A 22,467-nucleotide genomic window follows, 5' to 3' on the forward strand; every position below is an offset into this window, starting at 1 on the left:
TTCGTTCTTCTTGGTCGTTGAACCAACTACCGGAGACCTCTTCGTTCAACGATCACCGACACGCCTCACACGCGATCTTTCGAAACACGGCCTAGGACCTGATCGATGTCGGCACCGCAGCGGACTGCTAGATGGATTGCCAGTTGCTGTAACGGGCGGGGCCCGGGGGTGAAGGTGATCTGTGGCCAGCCGGTCGTGCCGTAGGTCGCGGCCAACGAATCGGCGGCTGTCGTGGCCAGCTGAGGGAGCAGCCCGGCGTGCAGGAGGGAGGACTTTCCGGCCCCTGAGGCACCGGTCACGATGATCGGGCCCTCCCCAGTGTGGGTGGCTACCATGGTCAGCAGCCGAGCGACGGCCAGTCCGCGTCCGTAGAACACTCTGGCCTCAGCGGGCCCGAAGGGGGCCAGCCCCTGATAGGGACAGAGCCCCACCCAGGCTGCTGAGGGCGCCATCGGGTTGTCCAGCCCTCGGTATGGTGCTGCGCCCATCTCGGGCAGCCGCAGCACCAGCTCGGCCAGCTGCTCATGAACGCTGAGCAGCAGCGCGATCTGACGCTGGCCCTGAGATTGGTGTAACTGCCGCTCGGCATCTTGCCGAGACAGGGTCTGCTGGATCTGCAGGACCGTGCCAGCCAGGGCACGCAACAGCGAACCGAACCTGGCCATCTGCCCGCCAAGACCGGCGAACCCGGCAGTCAGTTCCTCCAGCAGCCGGTCCTGGCCGGAGGCCAAGACCTCGCTGACCACAACGGTGGCCACGTCGATCCGCTCCAGCAACGTGGCTAGCATGGTGGCCAGTGCGTCGGCTTGCTCATCCTCGGCTTCCAGCACCGTCTCGAGCCGGGCGGCGAGCTCTTGGCGTACCTGCTCCTCGAACATCGACTGGCCTGCGAGTCCGGAAACGGCTCCAGGAGCGCTCGGCCCGGTCGACGATCTCGTTCGAGCATTGGCGGCGCTCAAGGCCTCGTTGATGAGGGTGGCCAGCACATTGGCCCCGAGCGAGCCCACCACCTGTAGTCCGGCGACTGCGGCCGGCAGGCCCGGTTCGGCTAACGCGATCGGAAGCAGGGAGCTGGCGCACAAGCCTGCCAGCATGGCCCGCGGGCTCGCCCAGGCAACACCCCGACCGGTCATCGCTGCAACGTGACGGATCCAGTGGCGTGCTCCATCCTGCGCGGCAGCGACCTCACCTCCGCCGTCCCGTGACAGCGGGGGTTGCTCGGCCGATTCGCCCCCTTGCGGTCCACTCACCTGGCCACCCACCTCCGCCCCATCCGCCGGTGGCGCTCACGCTGGAGGCGTGCTCGGTCTGCCCTGTTGACCGGCAGATGCACAGGCTTATCGGTTGGGGACCGTCATCCGCTACGTCGTGCCGAGTAGGTCTCGCACAGGGATGGCCGCGCTGACTGGCGCCCCTAGTCCCGTAAGGGGGTGCTCATACCTTGGTTGATCATCTTCGCTACGGGGAGACCTGTCTATCACGCATACTGCGGACGTAGGCGATCCTGCAGTCGTCGAACACCTTGGGGCGGCCGCAGCTGTGGCACCAGCGTGAAGCGCGGAGCGTGGCACTTCGGCGCGACGTTGCCGCGGGTGCGGCAAGCGCTGCCCGCCGGCTCCGGCCGACCACACCGGGGTCGTGGTCATATCCGGATCGGGTGGCAGTGGGCAGGCGCCGTGACGGTAATCCCGTCTTGGGCAAGGCGATACGAACCTGAAGGTCCAGGAGGAAGGGCCTGGCGCGCCCTCTACCGGGCCCCGGACGGCTCCACCGTCACCTCACCCGAGCACATCATCGAGGTCCGCCCGCCGCAGAGCGAACAGGACCGGCAGGCAGGCGACCTGCTGATCGGCTCGCAACAGGGCGCCCTGCTGGCGCTGCTCGGGCTCCGACGCCCCGCAACTGGCCAAGGGCAACGCCGCTCTGGACAAGCTCATCGCCGCCCACCCCAACCACCCGCTCGCGGTGTACGCGCACATGGTCAAGGGCACCAAGGCCGGACGTCACTTCCTGACCCTCGGCGAGAACGGCATCGGCGTCGGCCCCGCCGACACCACCACCAGCATCGAAGAGCTCAGCACGATCGTGGAGACCACCCTCGACACCGCCACCGACGCCGGGGTCGACAACATCACCCTGAACGCCACCATGCGCCGCCTGGCCCGCGCGCACGCCCGCGCGCACGACCTCAAGCAGGCCGACGCCGTCCTGGACCAGCTCGTGGACACCTTCCGCGACAAGCACGTCCCGCCACCGGTCCTGGCCACCATCGCCGAACAAGCCGAAACCACCCGCACCCAACTCCACGACCAGGCCTGACACCCCACCGCGGCCGTCCTTGCCGCCTGCCTGAGCGCTACCGCTGATGGTGACGCACCATCAGCGGTTCAGATCGGCCGAGTTGACGAGGCCACCGCCCTGCGGGCGTGCAGATGGCAGGGTAGGCGTCCCGGGCCCGGCCACGGCGCCCACCCGGCAATCTGCCCTGGGCGTGCTCGCCGCAGCCCGTGAAAGGGGCCTGCTCCGGGCTGACGGTGGCGGGCTCCCTGGCGTGTACGTGGCCGCGTTACTTGTGCGGCGGCTACTTCCCGCACCCCACCGGATGGCGTCCCACCGCAGCCACGGAAGTTCCAGGCCTTCTAAGGCACGCCGGGCTTGGATTCGGCGCCAGACTGCTGCTGCGAGGACACTGCTCGCGGGAGGCCACTCAGTCCGCCCAGCTTCCAGACTGGATCATCAGGGCTTGGCCGACCGCTGAACTCAGCCAACGGTTCCTGGCCCGCCACGAGCCGCCTGACCGCGTTGAGGAATGCCAAGCGCCTTGTGTCGATTGCGTCCCGCAAGGTGAACCACTCATCTGGCGAGGCCAAGCCAGCTCGGATCTGGCGATGGGCCCGCCAGATCTCTGCATCAACGGCGTGAGCAAGTAACACCAGCTCGGGAGCGACCTTGGTGTTCAACTTCCAGAGAGCATCATTCAACGGAGCCCAGTCGATCGGGGCAGGAGAAGCGTCCGCTGAGACTGGAGACGAGGAGTGTCCGCTCAGCAGGGCCAACCCGATCATGATCCTGGATGTCTCGCGGAAAAGCTCGTCACAAGCTTCCATCTGCCCCTCACGCGACCAGCGCTGTCGGTAGGAACGGTCACCCACCCGGCCTCCGACGATGACGCCCAACAGCGCCGCGAGTACTGCACCGAGTGGCGTGATGATCAGAGCCCAAGACGGTGTCATGCACGCAGTGTGAAGGCACACGCTGCCCCTGTCGCTGGTTCACACGGACAGAGCTCACAAACTTCCCAAGACGCGCCCCCTGGAACGTCCCGTTGTGGCGGTCGGCACCTCAAGGGGGCGCGTTCGGCGACCCGTTCGCCGTTCGCCCGGCTCTGTATCCAGTACACCCTGGCCCACCACAGCGCCTCCGACGACGCCCACCCGGCACTCAAGCGCGCCATCGCCCACGCCATCGAGGCCGGCGTGCTGGTCACCGCGCTGGCAGACTCTCACCACCAACCCGACCGGGCACTACCCTGAGGCGCTGACGAACGGCCACGGACGGTGGCACCCGCCGATGGAGTTCATGCGGTCGTTCTGGCGGACCCGCGCACGCGTGAACGAAACCGATGAGGCCCATGAGGCCCCTCAGGTCCGCTGAAAACTTGTCGGTGGGCTCGGGTACGTTCGCTCTGCACGGCATCGTCGACCGGTGCGTCTGGCCGATCCGCCATGAGCGGGTACGAAGTGGCAGCCCCTTGCGGGCTGAGAGTCTCAGCGCAATGACGTTGCCGCACGTCCACCGACGTGCGGCGCTTCCGCCACGCTCAAGGAGCAATGCTGATGACCGACAATGAGCTACCGCCGGCCGAGATCTGGGGCCGCGTCGCCATGCTGATGGCCAGGAACCTGCCTACAGGCTTCAACGCCGACAAGTTCCTGGGCGCCTGGATGGCGAACCCGCGCGCCGGTTTCGTGCAGCTGAGCCGCAACGTTCGCTGGACCCGCCTGCGGCCTCAGCAGGTGAGGCCCGGTGAGTGGAAGATGGTCCCAGAGCCCAGGCATGGCATCCGCGGGGCGAGGTACACCGCCCTGCCCACCGATGAGGACCTGTGCAGTCACCTGCTCGCCCAGTTCGACTCAGGGACGCAGGCGCCGCCCGCACGGCCGATGACCTTGCGGGAGTAAGAGCAGTTCTGGCGCGGCACGTACGCGGTCGACCCCGTCAACGCCGTCGAGGGCGTCGGGGCTGCCGGGGGCGGCGAGCCGGGTTCGTAGACGACCCCGCGGGGGCGATGCTACGGTCGCGGCATTTCATCATCCCTCGAGGGATCGCAAGCTCGCCTTGGCATCAGGAGGCTTCGCCTCCGTGCGGGCATCTCATCACCCCTGTAGGGGGCGCAGCGAGCAGACCGACGACCCTGAGGAGCGTGTATGCACCGGACGGCCACCTGGCGCCGCAACAACATGGACGCTGTGTTCCCCGCTGATATGCGCTCACAGGTGCTTCAAGCGGTGGCCGGCGGTGTTGCGCTGGCCACCGCCATGGACGAGCGCGGCCTGCCCGAGGAGATCGCCTACGGGCGGGCCCGCTGGGACGAGGAGTGCCGGCACCGGCTGTACTCGGCTTTGATGGACGGGCGCGATCCGTCGCTGCGGGCTCGCCATGGACGTACAGCCAGTACGGGTGCCGCTGCCCGGAATGCCAGGCTACGCAGAGCGGCTGCACAGCAGCGCGGCGGTGGCTGGAGGAGAGCACCGCCGGAGCGCGGTGAGACGAGGCCCGACCGCGCGAGCCGCGATCATCGCGCCGAAGCTGCGGCCGTGAGGGCTGAGCCGTTTCGTCCGGCGTGCGTCGCGGGCCTATGGCGCCAGCTCCAGGTCGGTACCAATATGGCACTCCAACCCCGCAAGCCCTATTGTCACCCATCGTGAAACCCCTCAAGATCGCGGCACTCGCCTGTGCCCTCCTCACCCCCTTGACCGTCACGGCGGCCGCGCACGCCTCGGCGTATCCCGTGAAGAACCCCGTGCTCGTCAAGAACGCGTTGTACCAGGCCGGGCCGCTGCCCACCACGACCTGTAACAACCTGCCGGACGAGCCCACGACGCCTGCCGAGGCTCGTACCTACATCAACGAGGCCCTGCGCTGCCTGGAGAACACGTGGGGACCGCACCTGCAGAAGGCCGGCCTGCCCTATGAGCCGGTCAAGGTGCGGTACGTGACCCGCCTGCCCAAGAACTACTGCGGGTCCGAGGACGGGGAGACGATCCAGTCGTCCGAGGTGTGGTACTGCGACTGGGATCGCACGCTGTCCTTCAAGATCGGTAAGTACTGGCTCCTCGGGCCATCTCTCGGCCTCGATCTCTTCGACACGGTCGCCGGCACGTACAGTTACCACGTGCAGAAGCAGGCCGGTCTCTACGACGCCGGCGAGAACCTCAGGGCTGGCAGCAAGGCTGAGCACCTGGAGCAGGGGCGGCGCCTGTACCAGCAGGCCGAATGCCTGGGCGCGGCCTTCACCGCGAGCGTCTGGCCGCTGCCGGGCAAGACCGAGCGGGACTGGGAGAAGGTCGCGTCGTCCTTCTACCGGGACTCCGCCGAGTACGGCAAGGCCGCCAACCGCAAGCGGTGGGTCAAGGCCGGTTTCCGCACCGCCGACCCGGTCTCCTGCAACACCTGGGCGGCAGCTTCGTCCAAGGTCTCCTGACGCGATTGACCCCGGCCTGGCTGGCCAGAACGGCCTGATCGCCGCAGGGGGCGGTCGGCATCGGCACGGCGATCAGCCGGGTGCTCGCCCCCCTGGCACCCCGCCTCGCTGCTCCCGCTCGCCATCGGCTGGCCACCCAGGCCGCCCCGCAGCTGCCCTGAAGTCATGGACGCCACCACGCCAGCCGCCGACGAGCAGCCCCAGGAACTCACTGCGGAGCAGCGCGCCGACATCAAGGCGCGGCTGCGCAAATTGTTCGACGGCGAACCCCCCGTCGAAATGCTCGACCTCGCAACCTCTCGCGAGCGGCAGTTCGAGGAAGCGCGCGCGGCCGCTCAGTGATCGCCACTGTCGGCCGCGTGCTCGACACGTCGGCCCTGACCGACTTCGCCACCCAGCGCACCCGCTACATGGAAGCCGTCGTCTGGATGCACGACGCCTATGTCGGGTCGCTCGTCATCCCCGCGCCCGCCCTGGCCGCCGCCTACGCAGCCGTCCCTGATCGGGCACGCCCCGTTCTGGACGTCCTGGTCGGACTCGAGACGGTCGTCATCTCCCCCATCGACCAGCACAACGCGGTCGCCATCGCCGACACGCTACGCGCCGCGGGCATCGCAGGCGCCGAGGCCGTCACCGCGGCGAGTGTCGTGGACGCCGCGCTCCGGCGCCGCGTCCCCATCGTGACCGGCCAGCCGTTCCCGGTCCGCGCGATCAGCGCCGACGTGGAACTCGACCTCATCCCCTGAGCAAGGCGAAGACGTGAGGGACGTAGGGCGCCCGTCTTCCGATGTCCCGCTTTCCGGCCAACCATGCGCGGCGTGAGCGGCAGCCCGCCGCCTCGACCGCCGCCGCACTTCGGATCCCGTCCACCAGCCCTCGCCGGCATCACACAGCGCCCGGCGGAGGGGCGCGTGATCCCATGTCCGATCAGTCGCTGGATCTCGGCATATGATCATGCGCCTATGAGCGACATCACCGAACCCGCGATCGCCCGGGTGGACGTCGTGCGCGAGACCCTTCACGGCATCACACTCCAAGACCCCTACCGGTGGATGGAGACCGAAGGCGAGGAGTTTTACCGCTGGCTGGACGGCCAGGCCAGGCACGCCCGCGAGCACCTGGACGCCCTGCCGCACCGCGCCGGCCTGCTGACCCGGATCCGCGAACTGGGTGTTCCGCGCCTTCGTGCATGAGGACGTAGTTGAGGTTCTTGGTCGTTGAGGGTGCGGATGAACGAGCGGGCGCCGGGATTCGGTGTCCGTTTTCGTGTGCGACGCCAGGGTGAGGATGTGCTGGCGGGCGAGGGTCCTGGCGGCGTACAAGCGAGAGTGCGCCATCGCGTACGGCTTGAGCCGAGTCCCTCCGCCGGCTCGCCCTCGACCGAGACGAACTCCAAGTCGCTCTCGACACCTCAGCCAAGATCGCTAGTCTGCCGACTGACAGGGACCAGTGAGGGGTGACCGGTGTTGGAAGAGACGAGGCGGCGGGCATGGCACGAGCTGCCGGAGACGTTGCGCGATCAGGTGGAGGAGCGTCTGGGCGGGACGGTCACGCGCTTCGCCGCGCGGCCCGGCGGCTTCTCTTGGGGAGTGCTGGGGGTGCTGACGGTGTCCAACAGCCAGGAGGGGCCGTTCTTGAGACGGCTGGACTGAAGTTGACGGGATCCCGTCTGATCATCGCGATCGGACGGGATCTTGTCGTTTCAGGGGTTTCCGAATTGGGTTCGTCCTGATTTGGGAGCTGCGGAGCAGGTGCCCGGGAAGGTCCAGGTGGTGTCAGGCCGCTGGTCGAGGAGCGAGTTCGCGTCGTTGGGCATGGCGAAGCCGACGCCGGGCTGGGTGCTGCGACAGGGTGATCTGAATTGCGGCTTATGGGATGGGTGGTGGCCTGCTCCGACCTGGGAGCGGCATGCGGCCGACCTGCTCTGCTGGGATTTCGAGGACGTCGGCCGAGGTGTCGGGCTCGTCTGGAGGCTGCTGGGTGTGGCGTCACTGGTCGAGGAAGTGGTCGTTGGCGACAGCGACGATCAGCGCGGCCAAGATGGTCTGGGCGACACGGCCGTGGGCGAGCCGGTTCTTGGGGTTGCCGAGGTCGAGGTCATGCCCCTTGACCCTGCCGTTGATCCCCTCGGTGTTGGCGCGGACGGACTTGTAGGTCCCGATCCAGGCGGGACTGAGGTAGGGCAGATCCTGACGGAATTTGTCGAGGTGGCCGAGGTCGCCTTTGCTGACAGTGACGGTCTGCTGGCGGCAGATCTTCGGCAGTTCGCCGGGCTTGTGGTCGGGACTCGGGGGCAGGACGCGGGGTTTGGCCGCGGGGTGGGCGGCTCGCTGCCGGGCATCGGTGAGGTCGACCGTGGTGGGACGGCTGGGCCCGCGCTGGTGGAGGCGGTCGAAGCGGGGGCAGGTGACCGATGGGGAGGTGCCTGCTGCCGGGCATTGGAAGCGGACGGTGCCGCTGGTGTTCGGGCTCTGCTTGAGGCGCAGCAAGTACGGCTCCCGCGCGCTGATCAACGCGGTGAGTTCTTCGGACGGGGCGCGGATGGCGGCGTCGTCCAGGCCGGTGGTCGCCTGGGCGAGCCTGTCGGGGATGAGCGGGCAGGCGAGGCTGCCGTCGATGAGCAGGGGCGCCGTGGGCGCTGCCCTGCACTCCGCGCTGGTCGACCTTGTAGTCGAGGGCGAGTCGGTAGCCGAGTTCGCGTGCGGGTTGGGCGAAGCGGGCGGGTTGCTGGTCGGTGTAGGCGCGGTCGACGACGGCGAAGGCGGTCGGGAACCCGAGTTGGGTCAGGGGTTTGAGGGTGGTGATGGCGTTGGCGCCGATGCGTTTGTGTGGGGTGTCGAGGACCAGTCCGAGCGCCAGTTGTGGGAACGGGCCGCCGACCGTGGTGGCGGGGCGGGCGGCGACGGTGAGGGTGGCGCTGTAGCCGTACTCGGGTGGGCCACTGCCTGCGGAGTGGTGCCAACCCGCGGTGATCTCGGTGGAGGCGATCAGTTCGCCGGTGGAGCGGCGCACTCGTGGTGGGCGGGCGAAGACCGGGGCGGCGGTGGTGTCGATGCCGACGTCGCCGCGGAATCCTTCCATGTAGCCGCGGCCTTTGCCCCAGCCGACGGGGGTGAGGACGAGCGCGGTGACGATGTCTTGCAGCAGCTTTTGCTTGCGGGTGTGGTCGGGGTCGTTGTCTTCCCAGGCGTTGGCGAGCAGGTCGGCCTCGTGCTGCGGCAGGCGGGTTCGCCGGTCGTGCCGGGCCGGGTCCAACAGGCTGGTGAGCCGGTCGAAGGCTCGGTAGAAACGTCGGTTGTCGGCCAGGGTGGCGTGCGGATCGGCGGGGTGTGGCCGGTCGGGGCCGAGCCCGAGGTGCTCGCGGGCAGAGACGGACAAGGAGAACGCAGACAGTCGCCAGGCTTCGGCCAGGGTGGCCTTGCCGGTGTGGTGGATCGAGACCATGAGGCAGACGAGCACCGCCCGGATCGGCATCCCGACCGGTCCTGGGCGCTGTCCGAGTTCGGCGTCGATCGATGCCATGACCTCGGAGTCGCCCAGCAGTCGGGTGTAGTGGTCGACGACGGCGTCGGGGATCTGCACCGCCTGCTTGATCGGCGGCTTGGGACGGGAGCTTCGGGCGCGGGTGGTGCGCGGCGACCAGGCGCGTGGCTTCGCCGTACTCAATCGGTGCGGCCGCGCAGCAGCGCGACCGCGGTGGGCTGGTCCAGGGCGGGGACGAAAGGTTGGTAGCGGGCCAGCGCGGAGGCGTTCATCCCGGCTGCGGCGGCCACCACGCCCAGGTCGATGCGGGCGCTCAGCAGTTCGACGATCCACGAGGAGCGCAGTCGGCGCACCGACAGGGCGGGCAGGCCGCCGGTCGGTCGGTGGCGGGCCGTCCAGGAGCTGAAGAGGTTCTTGGCGTGCCGTGCGGCGCGTCGCGGCCGGAATACGAAGACGTCTCCAGGCTGGTCAGCGGCATGGGCCAAGACGTCTTCCCATGCCGCGCGGCAGACGATCAACCGCTCTGTGCCGGGGACGGCGACCACGATCGCGCCGGAGCCCAGGTGGCGCAGATGCTCTGTTCGGACGGCGGCCACCTCACCGGAGGTCAGACCACAGCCGAAAGCCAGGGCCATCAACGCCAGCGCGTCGGTGCGGGCCTGGCCGGGCAGGCGTTCGGCCCAGCCGCGCAACCGGCCGAGCTGGGCCGGCGAGTACGGCGAGCTGACTTTCTTGGGGGCTTTCATCGGCGGTGGCGGTTGTTCGCCGCGTTCCAGCCAGGCCAGCGTGGCGCGCATGTGCCGCAGCCAGCTGCGGTAGGTCTGCGCCGAACTCGGGGCCAGGTCGGTGCAGCCGGTCAGGACGAACGCGTCGATCGTCTCGTGCCGCAACCACACTTCCGGGTCATCCGGCAGGCCCGAACGGTGACACCACACGGCCAGCCTGGTGGTCGCGGTGAGCAGCCGTTGCACCCGATAGGGGGAGCGGTCTGCGCTGGCGGCGACCAGCATCCGCACGTGCCCGGCGAGATGGTCCCATTCCGGCGGGGCTTTCTGCGGCCGGTATCCGGTGATCGTGGCCGAGGTCTCCGCATCGAGGGTCACACCCCATCCATAGCGGCAGAACAATCTGCCGTTACGCAGCGCGACGACATCTACCGAAAGGAGCCGTTTGTCATGGTCGGAGGACGCGGGCGTTCCCGCTCTCCCCGGGACTTGGCCGAGGACCCGGAGAACTGGCCCCACGCGGACCTGTCCGGCCACCCGGCCGCTGCCGTCGTCCAGGCCATCGCTGCCGCCTTGGCTGGGGTGATGGCCGAGCAGGGGCTGAGTTTCCGCCACCTGGCGGTGAAGTCCGGCGTCAACCGGCAGACCGTCAACGACCTGGTCGTCGGCCGCTGCTGGCCCGATGTGGCCACCGTCGCCCAACTGGAAGCCGGGCTGGCCATCCGGCTGTGGCCCACCCCGCCCACCGGGCCGAGGGGAAGCTGACTCACGCCGAACTCGTTTTCGCCCTGGTGAGGGCATCGCCGATCCCTTCCCGCCGCACCCCTGCCGGTGGCAGGGTAGGCGAAAATCCGGGCTCGACGTCTCCCCAAGACACCTCGTTCGGGTTACTCTCGGGAATGCGGGAGCCACTGTCGGTAGCTCTGCTGGTCGCTCACGCAACCTCGGGTGCCGCCGAGGGCCTAATCTCGGCGGCACCCTGCTCATTCACGGCGTGACCGTGATCAGGCATGGGCGATCAATCGGCCTCCCCGTCCGGTGCGTAGCCGTTGATCCCGGCGGCGATCGCATAGAGACCGTCGGCTTCCCGGCACAGCCACCCGTCGCTTACCAGCCGCTGCAACCGCGACCGCATCCCCTCCACCTGGGAGCGGATGTCCGGCTTGCCGATCGCCTGCACGATCTCCCGCGCCCGCATCGGCTCATCCGCCGTCGCCAGCAATGCCACCACCTGCTGCCGGAATCCATGCAACGGTGGCAGCTGTGACAGCTCCGCCTCGGGCGGGAGGTGAGCCACGTCGGACAGCTCTTCCTGGACGACCGCGCCGTCATCTTTGGTCATGCCGGTGTCATCGGGGTGAGCGTCGCTGAACTCCGTCAGGGTCTCGCGCGTGATGGCCAGGCGCTGCAGTCGTTCCTCGACTGCAGCCAGTTGTGCCCGCAAGTCCTCGGCCTGCCGTAGCGCAGCCGTCTCGGCCTGGGCCACGCGTTCCCACAGTGACGTCACCATCGCCTCCCGACAGGAGAAGCACCCGTACCCGCCTGCCGCATTCACGCTATGCAGCCCAACAACTCCACACTGTAAATGGCTGGGCGCTGGCAGTCACTAGGGAGAGTGACATCCAGGTAGGTCAGTGGAGAACAGGCATCTCTCACGGCCCTCCACTTACTAGTACGGTCCCACTCCCGGGATCAGCACAACAGCCGGTATCAAGAAATGAGCGATAGGTACGAGCGCGAGAGATACCACTATGAGTAATGATTTGTTGACTGGCCGCACCTGAGCGACGGCAAACCCAAGGCCCGCAACGATCAGGAGCGTCGCGAAGACCACGGCCATAGCGGCCGGGATGCAGCCATGATGCCGGAGCCCGGGGTCGACGATCAGCGTGCCGTCGTTGTCCGTCAGGACGGGTGAAGCTGCGAACTCGCGCAGGAGAGGAGCCGCCCTCCATGATGCCACCGCCAGGTCTGCCAGGCCCAGCCCGGCCCCGGCGAGGACCGCCGTGACGAGGCCCGTCCGCCACGACTTGTCCCTGGCCCATCGTGCGGCCAACAGGCCGGCCGACAGCGCGCACACGTGCCCGACTGCACTGCCGGAGGTGTAGGCCAGGACGGCAGCAGTACGCCACTTCGCCACCACTTGGTCATCAGGTTGCGCGTCGGGCCACATGCTTTGCCCCACATCGAGATTGAGCGCTACAAGCAGGACGGCCGCGCTACCAGTCACCGCGATCAAGGCCGCGTACGCGGCGACGTACCAGGTTTTGCCCCACCAACTGATCGACAAAGTCTGCGTCACGCCGCCCATCGTGCCCGATCATGGGGCATTTCTCCGCGTTTCCGTCCAGAAGCGCCCGACCCCGTCGGTGCCGCACCAGTGTCGCAGCTGGGAAACGATCAGTCATGCTGCGGGAAGCGATCATTACCCTCCCCGATTCGGTGCAGGCAAGGCCTATTCGTGAACACCCCCAGGAGGTCTTCGTCAAGGCTGTCCCCGGTGATGACCCTTATGCCGGTGACTACCGCCTTGGGTCCAAGGTCGCCAGCCAGTTGCCCAAAGGGCTGCCGACACCCCGGTTGCGGTTCGTCTGCGAGCGCGCCGGATGGGTCCTGCTCTGCTACGACCTGGTCCTTGGACAACTGCCACACGAACCCTGGCATCTCGACGAACTGGCGGCCGTGATGCGGGCGCTCACCGCCTGCGCGAACGCGCTAACTCCCACACCGGTGACCGGCTTGCCCACCGTCGCCGACCGGATGACCGGCCGCTGTGACACCTGGCGGAGGCTGGAACATGACGGGGTCCTGGGGGCATTGACCATCGACGATCTCGGCACCTGGGAACGGCGCCACCTGAAAACGCTGGCCGCCATCGAAGCCAGATGGCCCCTAGCGATGCAGGGCGACACCCTCCTGCACTTCGACCTACGCTTCGACAACTGCCTGATCGGACCAGACGGCATGGCACTCCTGGTCGACTGGGGTCGAGCCTGCACCGGCCCGGCGTGGGTGGACCTGGTCTGCTTGCTCTTGCAGTCCGACCTGGGCGATCTCAATCCCCGGCTCCTCTTCCTCGATCATCCACTCGGCCGCGACGCCGATCCACAGGCCGTTGATGCGTTCCTCACCGCGCTGGCCAGCTACTGGACCTACACCGCGACGCTGCCCGGCCCCACGCACGCACCGCACCTCCAGCGCCGACGCGAGAGGTCGCGCCAGATGACGATCGGCTGGCTGCAGGATCGATGGGCGCCGTGAGCGCCGCTCCGATCCGCAGGATCAGAGGTTCGGGGCAGGCACTTTGGATGCACCGCTCTGTAATGCGTGACGGATTGGTGACGGTCGGAGATCAATCAGATCGTTCTGGTTGATTGTCGGGAGGCCGGGCGACACGGTGACCGTGTTCTGAGTGACGCACGTCACACGGCAACGGCCCTCCCGGTTTCGATTGGCGGCGAGTCCGGGGAGGGCCGTGCGAGCGTGCCCGGAGGCACTCTTGGTCACGGTAGAGGTCGACGCTGCGCGCGTCGAGCGGCGATGACGCGCGGGGCAGGTGCGATGTCCCGGCTGCGGCGGAGCGTTGAGCGGCTGAGGGTATGGGCGTTGGCGGCGGCTTCGGGGCGTGGGCGGGCAGGTGGTGGAGGTTCGGCCGCGTCGGGCCCGGTGCGGCGGTTGCGAGCACACGCACATGTTGCTGCCGGTGATGGCGTTGCTGCGACGGGCCGACTGCGTGGAGGTGATCGGCTCGGCGCTGGAGGGGGCGGCGGCCGGGCAGGGTCATCGAGTGATCGCCGGGCGGCTGGAGTTGCCGCCGTCGACGGTTCGCGGCTGGCTGCGCCGGTTCGCCTCGCGCGCCGAGCTGGTGCGGACGGCCTGCACGGCGTTGCTGGTGGCGATGGTCGCCGACCCGGCGTTGCCGGCGCCGTCGGCAAGTGCGCTGGGTGATGCGGTGGCGGCCGTGGCGGCGTTGGCGATGGCAGTGCGGCGCCGGTTCGCGCAGGCGTTGTTCGTGGGCAGGTTGGCGCTGTGGTCGCTGGCCTGCGCGCTGTCGGGCGGGCGGCTGCTGGCCCCGGCACGACCTGGCGAGTTGATCAACACGAGCTGGCTCTTGGGGGCAGCCTGGTGAGCAGGGCAGCCTCGGTGTCGATCTTTGTGTCGGCATCGAGGAAGCAAACCCGAAGGTGTCCAAGGCCGATGACGAGGCCCGTCGGCGGGCTGAACGCGCCCAGACGGTTGGGCTCTGGCGCCATCAGTTGATCCGCCAGGCCGCTGATCAGGAGTTGACCACCCGCCAGCGCGGCCGGATGGTCCGGCAAATCGCCGAGAGCACCCACGAAGGACCGTTCGGGGAGCCGATCGCGGTCTCCCGGGCGACGCTGGACCGGTGGATCCGCGACTGGAACCGCGGCGGATTCGACGCGCTGGTGCCCAGCCCGCGCAACGTCACCGCGCGCATCCCCGAGCAGGTGCTGGAGTTGGCGGCGGCGCTGAAGCGGCAAAGGCCCGAGCGAACCGCCGCCCAGATCACCCGCATCCTGCGGGCCACCTCGGGCTGGTCACCCTCCGCGCGCACCCTGCTGCGTCACTTCGACAGCCTGGAACTCAACACCCGCCCCGACGGCCAGGCGCCGCGCGTTTTCGGCCGCTTCGAGGCCGCCCGCCCCCACCAGCTCTGGACCGGCGACGCGCTGCACGGTCCCAAGGTCGGCCGCAAGGTCGAGCTCGTCTTCGACCCCTTCGACCTGGGCATGGTCGAAGTCCGCTGGAACAACCGGCCGATGGGGATGGCTCTGCCGCAGACCATCAGCCGCGATGCCCATCCCAAGGCCAAACCCGAGATCCCCGCCGCGCCTCAACCAGCCACCGGGATCGACTACCCGCGCTTACTGGAAGACACCCACCACCGCGGCCTCGCCGAGGCCATCAACTACGCCGCCCTCCTGGACCAGCCCGACCAGTTGGTCGACGAACAATACGGTCGACAGGGCGCGGACGAACACCCAGCCAGCCCCCTGACCAGCCAGGCAGCCAAGCTGCCGACCAAGGAACCGGCGGCCTCGCCAGCCCGCCCACCCCCGACGGGGCGCTGTCATGACCGCCGCCGACCCACCTCCCAGCGAGCCCGATGACCAGCCCGACGCGGCCGCAAGCACCGAATGCAGCACTCCCACCCCGCCCCTGGCCCGCCGGCTGGGCCGACCAGTCCAGCGCCGCGAAAGCGATGACGTCACGATGATGGACAAGATCCAGGGATACTTCGGGCTCTCCCGGACCCCCTTCGACCGCAGCCTGGCCCCCGGCATGCTGCACCGCCACAGCGCTCACAACGAAGCCGCCGCCCGCATCGCCTGGTGCGTCTCCGAGCGCGCTCTGGGAGTGGTCACCGGCGAGGTCGGCGTCGCAAGACCGTCGCCACCCGCGCGGCCATCGCCGCTCTCGACCCGGCCGCCCGTCACATCCCGATCTATCTCGGCAACCCCGACGTCGGGGTCCGCGGCATGCACACCGCCATCGTCACCGCGCTGGGCGGAGTTCCCAAGAACAGCAAGGCCACCCTTATCCCGCAGGCCTCTGACGCCCTGGCCACCGAACAAGCAGAGCGAGGTCGCACACCCGTCTTGGTCATCGACGAGGCACACGTGCTCGCCCACGACCAGCTCGAGTCGGTCAGAATGCTCACCAACCACGAGATGGATTCCGCGTCCCCGTTCGCGACGCTGCTGATCGGCCAGCCCACCCTGAAGCGGAAGATCAAGCTCGGCGTCTTGGCCGCGCTCGATCAGCGCATCGGCATCCGGTATCACATGACCGGCATGACCAGCGACGAGACCGCCGACTACATGCGCCACCACATGACCCTGGCCGGACGCGCCGACCCCTTGTTCAGCGACGACGCCATCACCTTGATCCACGAGACCGCCCGCGGCTATCCCCGCTCGGTCAACAACCTCGCCCGCCAGGCCCTCATCGCCACCCGCGCCGCCGTCAAAGAAACCGTCGCGACAGACTGAACACCAAGCCGCCAACCCGTTCTGTCCGACTGTCACACTAGGATTCAATAGATCTGGGGGTCCTGACTTTATCGGTCCTGGACTGCCGTATTTGTTTGAATCCGTACTCGTGGCTGCGCCTTACTATTATGCAATCGAAGTGGATTTTGGCGGCTTTCTTTAGGCCGACCTCGATACACAGGTTGAATGCGTAGAGACAGGTGACGGCATCGGCTCCGCACGATAGTCAGCCCGATCCCGGTCAGGCATCCGGTGAGCAGATGAGGCCGATACTGGTTCTTCTTCTGCTTGCGTTTGTTCTGTGCCCCCGGCGGGGCGCTCGGCCGGACGAACGCGGGCACGTTGATGAGGTGCAGTTCGAAGGGTGGTGACCCTTCCTTACCGGCTCCGGTAGCGAGGGTGCGGCCGTTGGGACTGAACGCCACCGAGGAAACAAGCCAAGTGTGGCCGGTGAGGGGGGCGCCGATCTGTCTGTGTGTGGCGATGTCCCAAAGCCGCACGGTTTGGTCGTAGCCTCCGCGCACTGAGCGCCTGGAGCAGGTCCTCGCCGGGTACTCCTTCGGGAACGTCTCGACCGCCCTGCAGCGCGTCGGCCATCAGGAATGCCAGGCAGTGCCCTCCGTCGCCGAAGTAGTACTCGACCAGGGCAGGGTTGCCGGCGGCCAGGGTATCGAGGGTGATGCCGCCCATCCAGTGCGTCGGATGCATCCACTCGCTCAGCACCGCCGACGCAGCATCTGAACCAGACCACCCAGCCCCTGATGTTGGTCCGACTGGCATCGTGAGCTCTGCCGAATACCCAGGCCCGCCTTCGACTCACCGTGCCCTACGTGCCTGACAAGATCATCGATCTCTGACCTGCGGGGAAGGCGCCAAGAACCCAAGATATTGATGGGGCCGAGGGGCGGAACTGGTAGACGCACCAGATCGGTTTGGCTCCATCCGCGTGCGAGGCCACGGCGGCGCCCGTGTCGGCCAGGGTGGTGTGGGTGTAGGCCAATCAAGGAGTTCTCACAGGTCAGCAGCAACACCGTTGGATTCTGCTCCATTGCTACTGGGACCCCCGAGGGTGACGGCAGCGCACGAGCGGGCGCAGCGCCGGCGTGAGAGTCGCCGGGCGGCCGCTCTACATGCCTGACGTGCAGACAACATCATCTTGCTCTGACCTGCGAAAAGACGCCAAGAACCCAAGAAAACGATGGCGCTGCGCACTTGCCCGGGCTCGGGGCGCCTCTCAGGAAGTGGGACAGCTAGGCCGGTAAGGCTCACCGGGGATGTACTGCTGCCATTCCTGACGCGTGAACGAACGAACCGCGACGCTACAGACCGCTCGAAGAAGATCAGGCGGCAAGGACATGTCCCAGATCCGCACTGTCTGGTCGTCGCTGGCGCTGGCCAGGCGTTTGCCGTCCGGGCTGAACGCCACCGAGAACACCCAGCCGGTGTGGCCGGTGAGGACGCCTCGTGCAGGCCGGCTGAGTAACGTGCGCATGCTCGCCTCGGCGTCGCTGGTCGGAAAGATCGCCCAGGCTGCCGCTGCCAGGCGTGCCGACGTCTCCGGGTCGTTGGGCCAGGATTGGCTGTAGGCGGCTAGCTGGCTAGACAGGGCCTCGCTGCGTCGCCGTTCGGAGTCCTGGGCGGAGCGTACGGCGGTTATCGCGGTGATGATGGCGATGACCGGAGCCCGGCCAGGACGGAGAACAGAGCCTGCCGACGGCGCCAGGTGCGGGTAGCAGCCTGGGCGCCGGCGTGCAGGAAGGCGGTGGCGACCTCGGGCAGCCACAGGTGGCGGCCGGGATCGGCGTGCCAGCTCACCGCGGCGTGCTGGGCCGTTTCCAGCCGGGTGCCGCGATACAGGAACGACGCGTCCTGGCCGGCCTGCGCCCATTCGGTGGCGTCCTGGCAGATCTCGCCGTGCAGTCGGCGATCGGCCTGCTCGTCGGCCAGCCAGGCGCGCAGGCGCGGCCAGGCGGTGAGCAGGACGTCGTGGGCGAGTTCGACGGTGCCGACAGCCGCCGGGTCCGCGAGCTCCGCCGCAGGATCGCCCGCCGCTGTGGAGGAAGCGCCGCTGCCCGCAGCGGTCGAGTCGGACGCGCCCGGCGCGCCGGCGGGAGCAGGTACGGGGACGGGTGGTGCGGCACCGGTCACCATCAGCCGGGCGCGGATGAAGGCGGTCACGACCTGGCGGGCCACCTCGGGCTCGGCTGGCTCGCAGCGGGCGGCCAGCTCACCGACGTCGGCGCGCTGCCGTACCGGCTGCCCGTCAGCGCCGGTGAGGGTCAGGGCCAGCAGGACCCCTTTGGCGGCCTCCTGCTGGCGAGGGCTCAGGTCGCGGTAGGCGTCCTCGACGGCGGAGGCGACGCTCCTGGTCCGGCACGGCAGGCCGACCCCACGCCACTGACCGGCCCCCCTCTCCGCCCCCGGCTCCCCGGGCTGGCGTGGATGCGAAAAACCCCTACCCTTCGCCCGACCCGCAGGAGACGCCTTGACCGCCACACCACAACGCTGGGCCCTGTACGCCCGCGCCGCAGACATGAACGGCATCCGCGCCTAGTTCGCCGAACTGCGCGCCTTCGTCGACAGCGAGACCTACGGCGTCGTCGTGGCCGAGTGCTCCGATCTCGGACAGCCCGGCCCCGGGCTGCAGGCACTGTTCATCCTCGCCAAGGCCAGCGCCGTCGAACAGGTGGCGGTGGTCAAGATGCAAGCCTTCGGCGCCGGCGAGCCCGAGATGGGCGACGCGATTCTCAAGATCGGCAAGTCCGGCACCGGGCTCGGCGTGCTGCCCAGCCTCCGCGAGGTCCTGGGCACACCCGTGCCCGACCAGCTGGAGCAGCAGGTGCGCGACCTGTTCGCCACGGCCGGGATCGGCCCCGACGAACTGGGCGAGCACGCCCCCACCTGGTACCACGACGGCCAGCTGTCGCTGTTGCGCAGGCAAGTGCGCGCCGCCCACGCCGCCGGGCGACCTCACTCCCGCCCCGCACCAGCACGCCGCCCTCACCGCCCTGCTGAACGACGTCATCGCCTGGTCACGGGCGCTCGAACCGATGTCTGCATGTGAGCCGCCAATCAGCGGATCGCCACCCTGAAGAAGCGTGGCCGGTAGATGCCCGGGTCGCGGTAGTGGTCGGCGTCCTGCTGGACCCGGTTGTCCATGCTGTTGACGTTGTAGGAGATCAGCAGCGAGTTGTCGGTGCTCTGCTCGAAGTGCACGTGCGGGTTGTAGGAGATGACGTCGGGGTCGAGGTAGCTGCCGAGGGGACCGGGCTCGGGCATCCGGTAGACGCCGACCTTGTTGGTGAAGCCGTCGAACGGATCACACGAGGTGAAGGCGTTGATCAAGCCGCTGAACGCCTCCGTGCTGTCCTGGCTGATCATGAGGAACTGGCCCTGCCACGGGGTGACGCTGTATTCGTTCGCGATGCCGGTCAGCGTTTCCGCGGCGTGCTCCTCCACCTCCGTCCAGCCCCACGAGGTGTAGTACTGCCACCTGCCGTTCCGCAGGTCGTCGCCCTGGACGCGGGCGACCTTCATCTTCTTGTTGATGGGGGCGTCCGACACTCCGTAGATGTAGGTGTAGCCGTCGCCGCTGCGGCTCGCGGGCAGGATCGCCGATCCCCAGGCGACGCCGGCGTGCGAGGGCATCTCAGTGACGCTCTTCGGCTTGGTCAGGTCGTTCAGGGAGAAGGTGGCGACCACGTTCTGGTCGAAGGCGAACGGCATGGGGCCGGTGCCCTCTCTTCGATACTTGTTGAACATCACCTGTAGCCGGTCGCCGGTGATGAAGCCGTCGCCGCTCCAGTACCAGTGCGTGTTGTCCGGCGGCGGTAGGAGCGCCGTGGGCGCCGAGGCCGTGCCGCCGTGCACGGTGGTGAGCTTGTTCCCGTCCTGGATGACGAACGAGTTGTTGATCACTTTTGCGCTCGTGGGCCTGGTGCCGTTGGAGTTGAGCGGGCCTAGGAAGGTGTCGGAGAACAGCCAGAGGGTGCGGCCGTCGGGCATGGGCATGGAGTAGGTCGAGTCGCCGCCGGTCCAGCCGTCCGGTGTGCTGGCGGCGTAGGCGTTGAACGTGTCGACCGGGGCGGCGTCGAGCTGAGGCGGTGCGATGTCGGCCCGGCGCAGAGCGCAGGTGCGGCGTTTGATCGGGACGTAGTTGTCGACGGACCAGATGGGGTTCGTCAGGTCGTTCTTCGCGGCCGTGGTGGAGGTTCGCAGATCGAGGCGGGTCTTGATCAGTGTCGCCACCATCGGATAGCGGAAGTTCTCGATCTGCACCTCTCCCGTGGAGGAGGGTGTCCGCACGTATTGCGCCGTCGGGTACTCAGACATCGTGCCGGAGCCCTTTCCCGCCTGCGCCCACACCACGACGCTCCACATGACGCGCGGTACTGGCTGGCCGGGCAGCACGCTGAACCCCTTGACCGTGAGTGTGGCGGGCGCCGCCCCCTGCTCGGCCGTGAAGTCGGTGTAGGAGCTCCCGCCTGGTGACAGCAGGCCGCTGGCCACCTGGTTGTAGCCGACGAACGCGGCCTCCGACCTTCTCAGGGGGCGGGCGCCGCCGAGTGAGTCCCCTTCGGTGCCCTCCTCCACCCCGAGCGCGCTTCGCCACAGGGCGACATCGGGATCCCGGTAGCCCATCGCCTCCAGCCCGTACTGCGGGGCGGCCAGGCGGTAGTTGGCGATGGCGAAGGTGTGCAGCAGCACGTTCAGGTCACGCCCGCCGAGTGAGGCCCGGATGGCGGTGATCGCGGAGGAGTCGGCGCTGCGGATGTGCTCCCAGGTGCTCCGGACGAAGTCGGGACCGATCTGTTCTGTCAGATAGAGGGGCAGCAGGAATGCGCCGTACTGGCGTGGTTCGCCCAGGCCGTCCCAGGCGTTCAGGGCCAGCATGGGTTTGGACAGGAAGGCGCCCACATGACGCGCGTACATATCTCGCTGAGCGGGGTAGGGCACGTGCGAAGGGCTGTGGAGGTAGGTCTGATGGGCGGCCCATTCCGCGGTCGCCTCCATCCACCAGTTCATCGACCCGAACTCGTCCGTGTCGGTGTACTTCCGGAAGTAGGCCAGAGCCACCTTCCCGGCCTTCCAATAGGAGTACTGGAACACGTGGAACAGTTCGTGGCGCGGAAGATAGTCGTAGGACACCGACTCGGACTGGTTGAGCGGTATCAAGACGGTCGGCAGGAAATTGAAGCCGATCGGTAGTGTGAACGGGGCCTTGATCTCGGAAAAGCAGAACTTGTCCCAGGGATCGCAGACCTGGTCGGTTCCGATGAAGATGGCGTGCGGCGCCGCCGGATTGCTGGAGATCTCGAAGCCCATCGAGCGATATGTCTTGGCCGCGATGGAGACGGCGTCGACCGTGTTCTGTATCGCGGTCGGCCGTCCGCTCGGCTCGGCCGGCGTGGGAGGCACCTCTCCGGTGCCGGTGTTGTAGAAGATGACGAAGTTATCGACGTTGGCCCAGCAGTGGTAATCCTTGAACAGGAATTGGTACGGCTCGTCGTGCGCGCAGTCGAAGGAGGAGTTCTCGTCACTTGGCAGGCCGGGCGGTGACAGCACCTTCCTGGCGGCGCCGGAGGCTTTCGCCGACATCGCGGACAGGTAGGTGAGATAGGTCTCGGGGCCTGTCGACAGCGGGCCGGTCGGGCGCAGCCGTGCCGGAACCGTCTCGGGTGCGGTCACTGACGCCACGCCGTACCTGATCATGTCGTCGACCGACAGGTCGCCGGCCTGGTAGGCGCTGACGATCCTTTCGTTCGGCCCGAAAACGTGAGCTTCAGTGGCTGACTGAGCTGGGCGAGAAAGAACAATTATGGGAAGGAGAAGAGACAGCAAACTCGCTAAGATCGCGCGTTTCATGCGCGGAGCATCACAGGATCTTGAGGCCCGCGATAGATCGCCGAGGGATGGTCCGCCACGATCCGGGCATGGATCCGGAGCCCCATCGGGAAGGGCCGCCCCCTCCGAATCAGTCACCGTCCGCGAGGCTACCGTGCTGAACTCGCCGGTGAACTTTGTGGCGTGGTTGACGTTCTTGATCAGATCCAGCAAGTCGATCATGCCCCACCGGCGGGCGATCTTCTCCTTCAGCGCCTCCAGGTTCTCCGGCTCGCGCCGCTTGCCCAGGGGCGGGAAACTGATCCACGGCTCGCCCTTCCTGCTGGTGATGCTCATCCCGCCTCCCATTGACGGATACACACTCCGACTGCTCACCAGGCAGGACGCGCGCTGCCCTCGTGCACTGCTCCTACCATCGCGAGATCCTCGCCCGCCGGCGCAGAAACCCAGCACCATCATCTCCTCGACATCCGATCGTCTGGCGGCGCGGCGTACGGCAGGCCCGCACTCCGGCTGACCGCCCGGTCACTTCGAACGGTCGGCGATCAGCAGCTCCAGGCCGTCGAAGATGCGGGTCAGCCCGAAGTCGAGCGCGTCGTCCTGGGCGGGGCCGGCGGGGAGGCCCCCCCCGCGCACCCCGCGCGCGCGGGGGCACCCCGCACCCCCCCCCACCCCCACGCACGACCCCGCGGGGCGG

The 22,467-nt window shown here is 68.1% G+C and carries 24 protein-coding genes; 14 read left to right on the forward strand and 10 right to left on the reverse strand.

The features are described 5' to 3' along the window. Nucleotides 1–65: 65 nt before the first annotated feature. Complete coding sequence (locus ABZ444_RS49195) at nt 66–1,133, reverse strand: hypothetical protein (RefSeq protein WP_358011742.1); 1,068 nt, start codon at nt 1,131–1,133, stop codon at nt 66–68. 645 nt (nt 1,134–1,778) lie between these two features. Continuing rightward, nucleotides 1,779–1,937 (reverse strand): hypothetical protein, encoded by a 159-nt coding sequence (locus ABZ444_RS49200; protein WP_358011744.1) that lies wholly within the window; start codon nt 1,935–1,937, stop codon nt 1,779–1,781. Between the two features lie 28 nt (nt 1,938–1,965). On the opposite strand from ABZ444_RS49200, the gene ABZ444_RS49205 reads away from it, so the two are divergent. From ABZ444_RS49205 to ABZ444_RS49235, 7 genes are all read left to right on the forward strand, one after another. Further along, nucleotides 1,966–2,319, forward strand: coding sequence for a hypothetical protein (locus ABZ444_RS49205; protein ID WP_358011747.1), 354 nt, complete (start codon nt 1,966–1,968; stop codon nt 2,317–2,319). A 1,517-nt stretch (nt 2,320–3,836) separates the two neighbouring features. Further along, nucleotides 3,837–4,181 carry a hypothetical protein gene (locus ABZ444_RS49210; protein ID WP_358011749.1) on the forward strand — a complete coding sequence of 115 codons (345 nt, stop codon included), beginning with the start codon at nt 3,837–3,839 and terminating at the stop codon, nt 4,179–4,181. Between the two features lie 743 nt (nt 4,182–4,924). Continuing rightward, on the forward strand, nt 4,925–5,704 hold the full coding sequence (locus ABZ444_RS49215; RefSeq protein ID WP_358011752.1) for a hypothetical protein: 780 nt from the start codon (nt 4,925–4,927) through the stop codon (nt 5,702–5,704). A 165-nt stretch (nt 5,705–5,869) separates the two neighbouring features. Then, entirely contained in the window at nt 5,870–6,046 is a 177-nt protein-coding gene (locus tag ABZ444_RS49220; protein ID WP_358011754.1) for a hypothetical protein, read from the forward strand. 17 nt (nt 6,047–6,063) lie between these two features. After that, nucleotides 6,064–6,450, forward strand: a complete 387-nt coding sequence (locus ABZ444_RS49225) for a hypothetical protein (RefSeq protein WP_358011757.1) — start codon at nt 6,064–6,066, stop codon at nt 6,448–6,450. 216 nt (nt 6,451–6,666) lie between these two features. Then, nucleotides 6,667–6,897 carry a hypothetical protein gene (locus ABZ444_RS49230; RefSeq protein WP_358011760.1) on the forward strand — a complete coding sequence of 77 codons (231 nt, stop codon included), beginning with the start codon at nt 6,667–6,669 and terminating at the stop codon, nt 6,895–6,897. 270 nt (nt 6,898–7,167) lie between these two features. Continuing rightward, a complete protein-coding gene (locus ABZ444_RS49235; RefSeq protein WP_358011762.1) occupies nt 7,168–7,356 on the forward strand; it encodes a hypothetical protein in 189 nt (62 codons plus the stop codon). Between the two features lie 336 nt (nt 7,357–7,692). On the opposite strand, the gene ABZ444_RS49240 is transcribed toward ABZ444_RS49235, so the two are convergent. Further along, nucleotides 7,693–8,193: a hypothetical protein gene (locus ABZ444_RS49240; RefSeq protein WP_358011764.1), complete on the reverse strand. Its 501-nt coding sequence runs from the start codon at nt 8,191–8,193 to the stop codon at nt 7,693–7,695. Here ABZ444_RS49240 and ABZ444_RS49245 point away from each other — a divergent pair. Next, nucleotides 8,156–9,436, forward strand: coding sequence for a hypothetical protein (locus tag ABZ444_RS49245; protein ID WP_358011766.1), 1,281 nt, complete (start codon nt 8,156–8,158; stop codon nt 9,434–9,436). The two genes, ABZ444_RS49240 and ABZ444_RS49245, sit on opposite strands and share 38 nt — an antisense overlap. On the opposite strand, the gene ABZ444_RS49250 is transcribed toward ABZ444_RS49245, so the two are convergent. Next, nucleotides 9,367–10,290 carry a hypothetical protein gene (locus ABZ444_RS49250; protein WP_358011769.1) on the reverse strand — a complete coding sequence of 308 codons (924 nt, stop codon included), beginning with the start codon at nt 10,288–10,290 and terminating at the stop codon, nt 9,367–9,369. The two genes, ABZ444_RS49245 and ABZ444_RS49250, sit on opposite strands and share 70 nt — an antisense overlap. A 72-nt stretch (nt 10,291–10,362) precedes the next feature. Here ABZ444_RS49250 and ABZ444_RS49255 point away from each other — a divergent pair, with 72 nt between their 5' ends. Next, nucleotides 10,363–10,677, forward strand: a complete 315-nt coding sequence (locus tag ABZ444_RS49255; protein ID WP_358011771.1) for a helix-turn-helix transcriptional regulator — start codon at nt 10,363–10,365, stop codon at nt 10,675–10,677. A gap of 253 nt (nt 10,678–10,930) precedes the next feature. Here ABZ444_RS49255 and ABZ444_RS49260 read toward each other — a convergent pair whose 3' ends face one another. Together ABZ444_RS49260 and ABZ444_RS49265 are read right to left on the reverse strand one after the other, a co-directional pair. Beyond that, on the reverse strand, nt 10,931–11,398 hold the full coding sequence (locus ABZ444_RS49260) for a hypothetical protein (RefSeq protein WP_358011774.1): 468 nt from the start codon (nt 11,396–11,398) through the stop codon (nt 10,931–10,933). Nucleotides 11,399–11,581: 183 nt separating this feature from the next. After that, nucleotides 11,582–12,223, reverse strand: a complete 642-nt coding sequence (locus ABZ444_RS49265; RefSeq protein ID WP_358011777.1) for a hypothetical protein — start codon at nt 12,221–12,223, stop codon at nt 11,582–11,584. Between the two features lie 95 nt (nt 12,224–12,318). Here ABZ444_RS49265 and ABZ444_RS49270 point away from each other — a divergent pair, with 95 nt between their 5' ends. From ABZ444_RS49270 to ABZ444_RS49285, 4 genes are all read left to right on the forward strand, one after another. Beyond that, nucleotides 12,319–13,173, forward strand: coding sequence for a phosphotransferase (locus ABZ444_RS49270; protein WP_358011779.1), 855 nt, complete (start codon nt 12,319–12,321; stop codon nt 13,171–13,173). 430 nt (nt 13,174–13,603) lie between these two features. Then, on the forward strand, nt 13,604–14,041 hold the full coding sequence (locus tag ABZ444_RS49275; RefSeq protein ID WP_358011781.1) for a hypothetical protein: 438 nt from the start codon (nt 13,604–13,606) through the stop codon (nt 14,039–14,041). Nucleotides 14,042–14,096: 55 nt separating this feature from the next. Then, nucleotides 14,097–15,044 (forward strand): helix-turn-helix domain-containing protein, encoded by a 948-nt coding sequence (locus ABZ444_RS49280; protein ID WP_358011783.1) that lies wholly within the window; start codon nt 14,097–14,099, stop codon nt 15,042–15,044. Nucleotides 15,045–15,266: 222 nt separating this feature from the next. Continuing rightward, nucleotides 15,267–15,926 carry an AAA family ATPase gene (locus ABZ444_RS49285; RefSeq protein ID WP_358011786.1) on the forward strand — a complete coding sequence of 220 codons (660 nt, stop codon included), beginning with the start codon at nt 15,267–15,269 and terminating at the stop codon, nt 15,924–15,926. Between the two features lie 68 nt (nt 15,927–15,994). On the opposite strand, the gene ABZ444_RS49290 is transcribed toward ABZ444_RS49285, so the two are convergent. From ABZ444_RS49290 to ABZ444_RS49300, 3 genes are all read right to left on the reverse strand, one after another. Continuing rightward, the gene (locus ABZ444_RS49290) at nt 15,995–16,450 is read right to left on the reverse strand and encodes a hypothetical protein (protein ID WP_358011788.1); all 456 of its coding nucleotides are present in this window, start codon (nt 16,448–16,450) and stop codon (nt 15,995–15,997) included. A gap of 710 nt (nt 16,451–17,160) precedes the next feature. Beyond that, a complete protein-coding gene (locus ABZ444_RS49295; RefSeq protein WP_358011790.1) occupies nt 17,161–17,418 on the reverse strand; it encodes a WD40 repeat domain-containing protein in 258 nt (85 codons plus the stop codon). 161 nt (nt 17,419–17,579) lie between these two features. Further along, complete coding sequence (locus ABZ444_RS49300) at nt 17,580–18,422, reverse strand: hypothetical protein (protein ID WP_358011792.1); 843 nt, start codon at nt 18,420–18,422, stop codon at nt 17,580–17,582. A gap of 106 nt (nt 18,423–18,528) precedes the next feature. Between ABZ444_RS49300 and ABZ444_RS49305 the strand changes: the two genes are divergently transcribed. Beyond that, nucleotides 18,529–18,990 carry a hypothetical protein gene (locus ABZ444_RS49305; protein WP_358011794.1) on the forward strand — a complete coding sequence of 154 codons (462 nt, stop codon included), beginning with the start codon at nt 18,529–18,531 and terminating at the stop codon, nt 18,988–18,990. 8 nt (nt 18,991–18,998) lie between these two features. Here ABZ444_RS49305 and ABZ444_RS49310 read toward each other — a convergent pair whose 3' ends face one another. Then, entirely contained in the window at nt 18,999–21,614 is a 2,616-nt protein-coding gene (locus ABZ444_RS49310) for a hypothetical protein (protein WP_358011796.1), read from the reverse strand. Nucleotides 21,615–22,467 lie beyond the last annotated feature (853 nt).

It is taken from the genome of Nonomuraea sp. NPDC005730, from assembly GCF_040630865.1.
Classification (GTDB): domain Bacteria; phylum Actinomycetota; class Actinomycetes; order Streptosporangiales; family Streptosporangiaceae; genus Nonomuraea.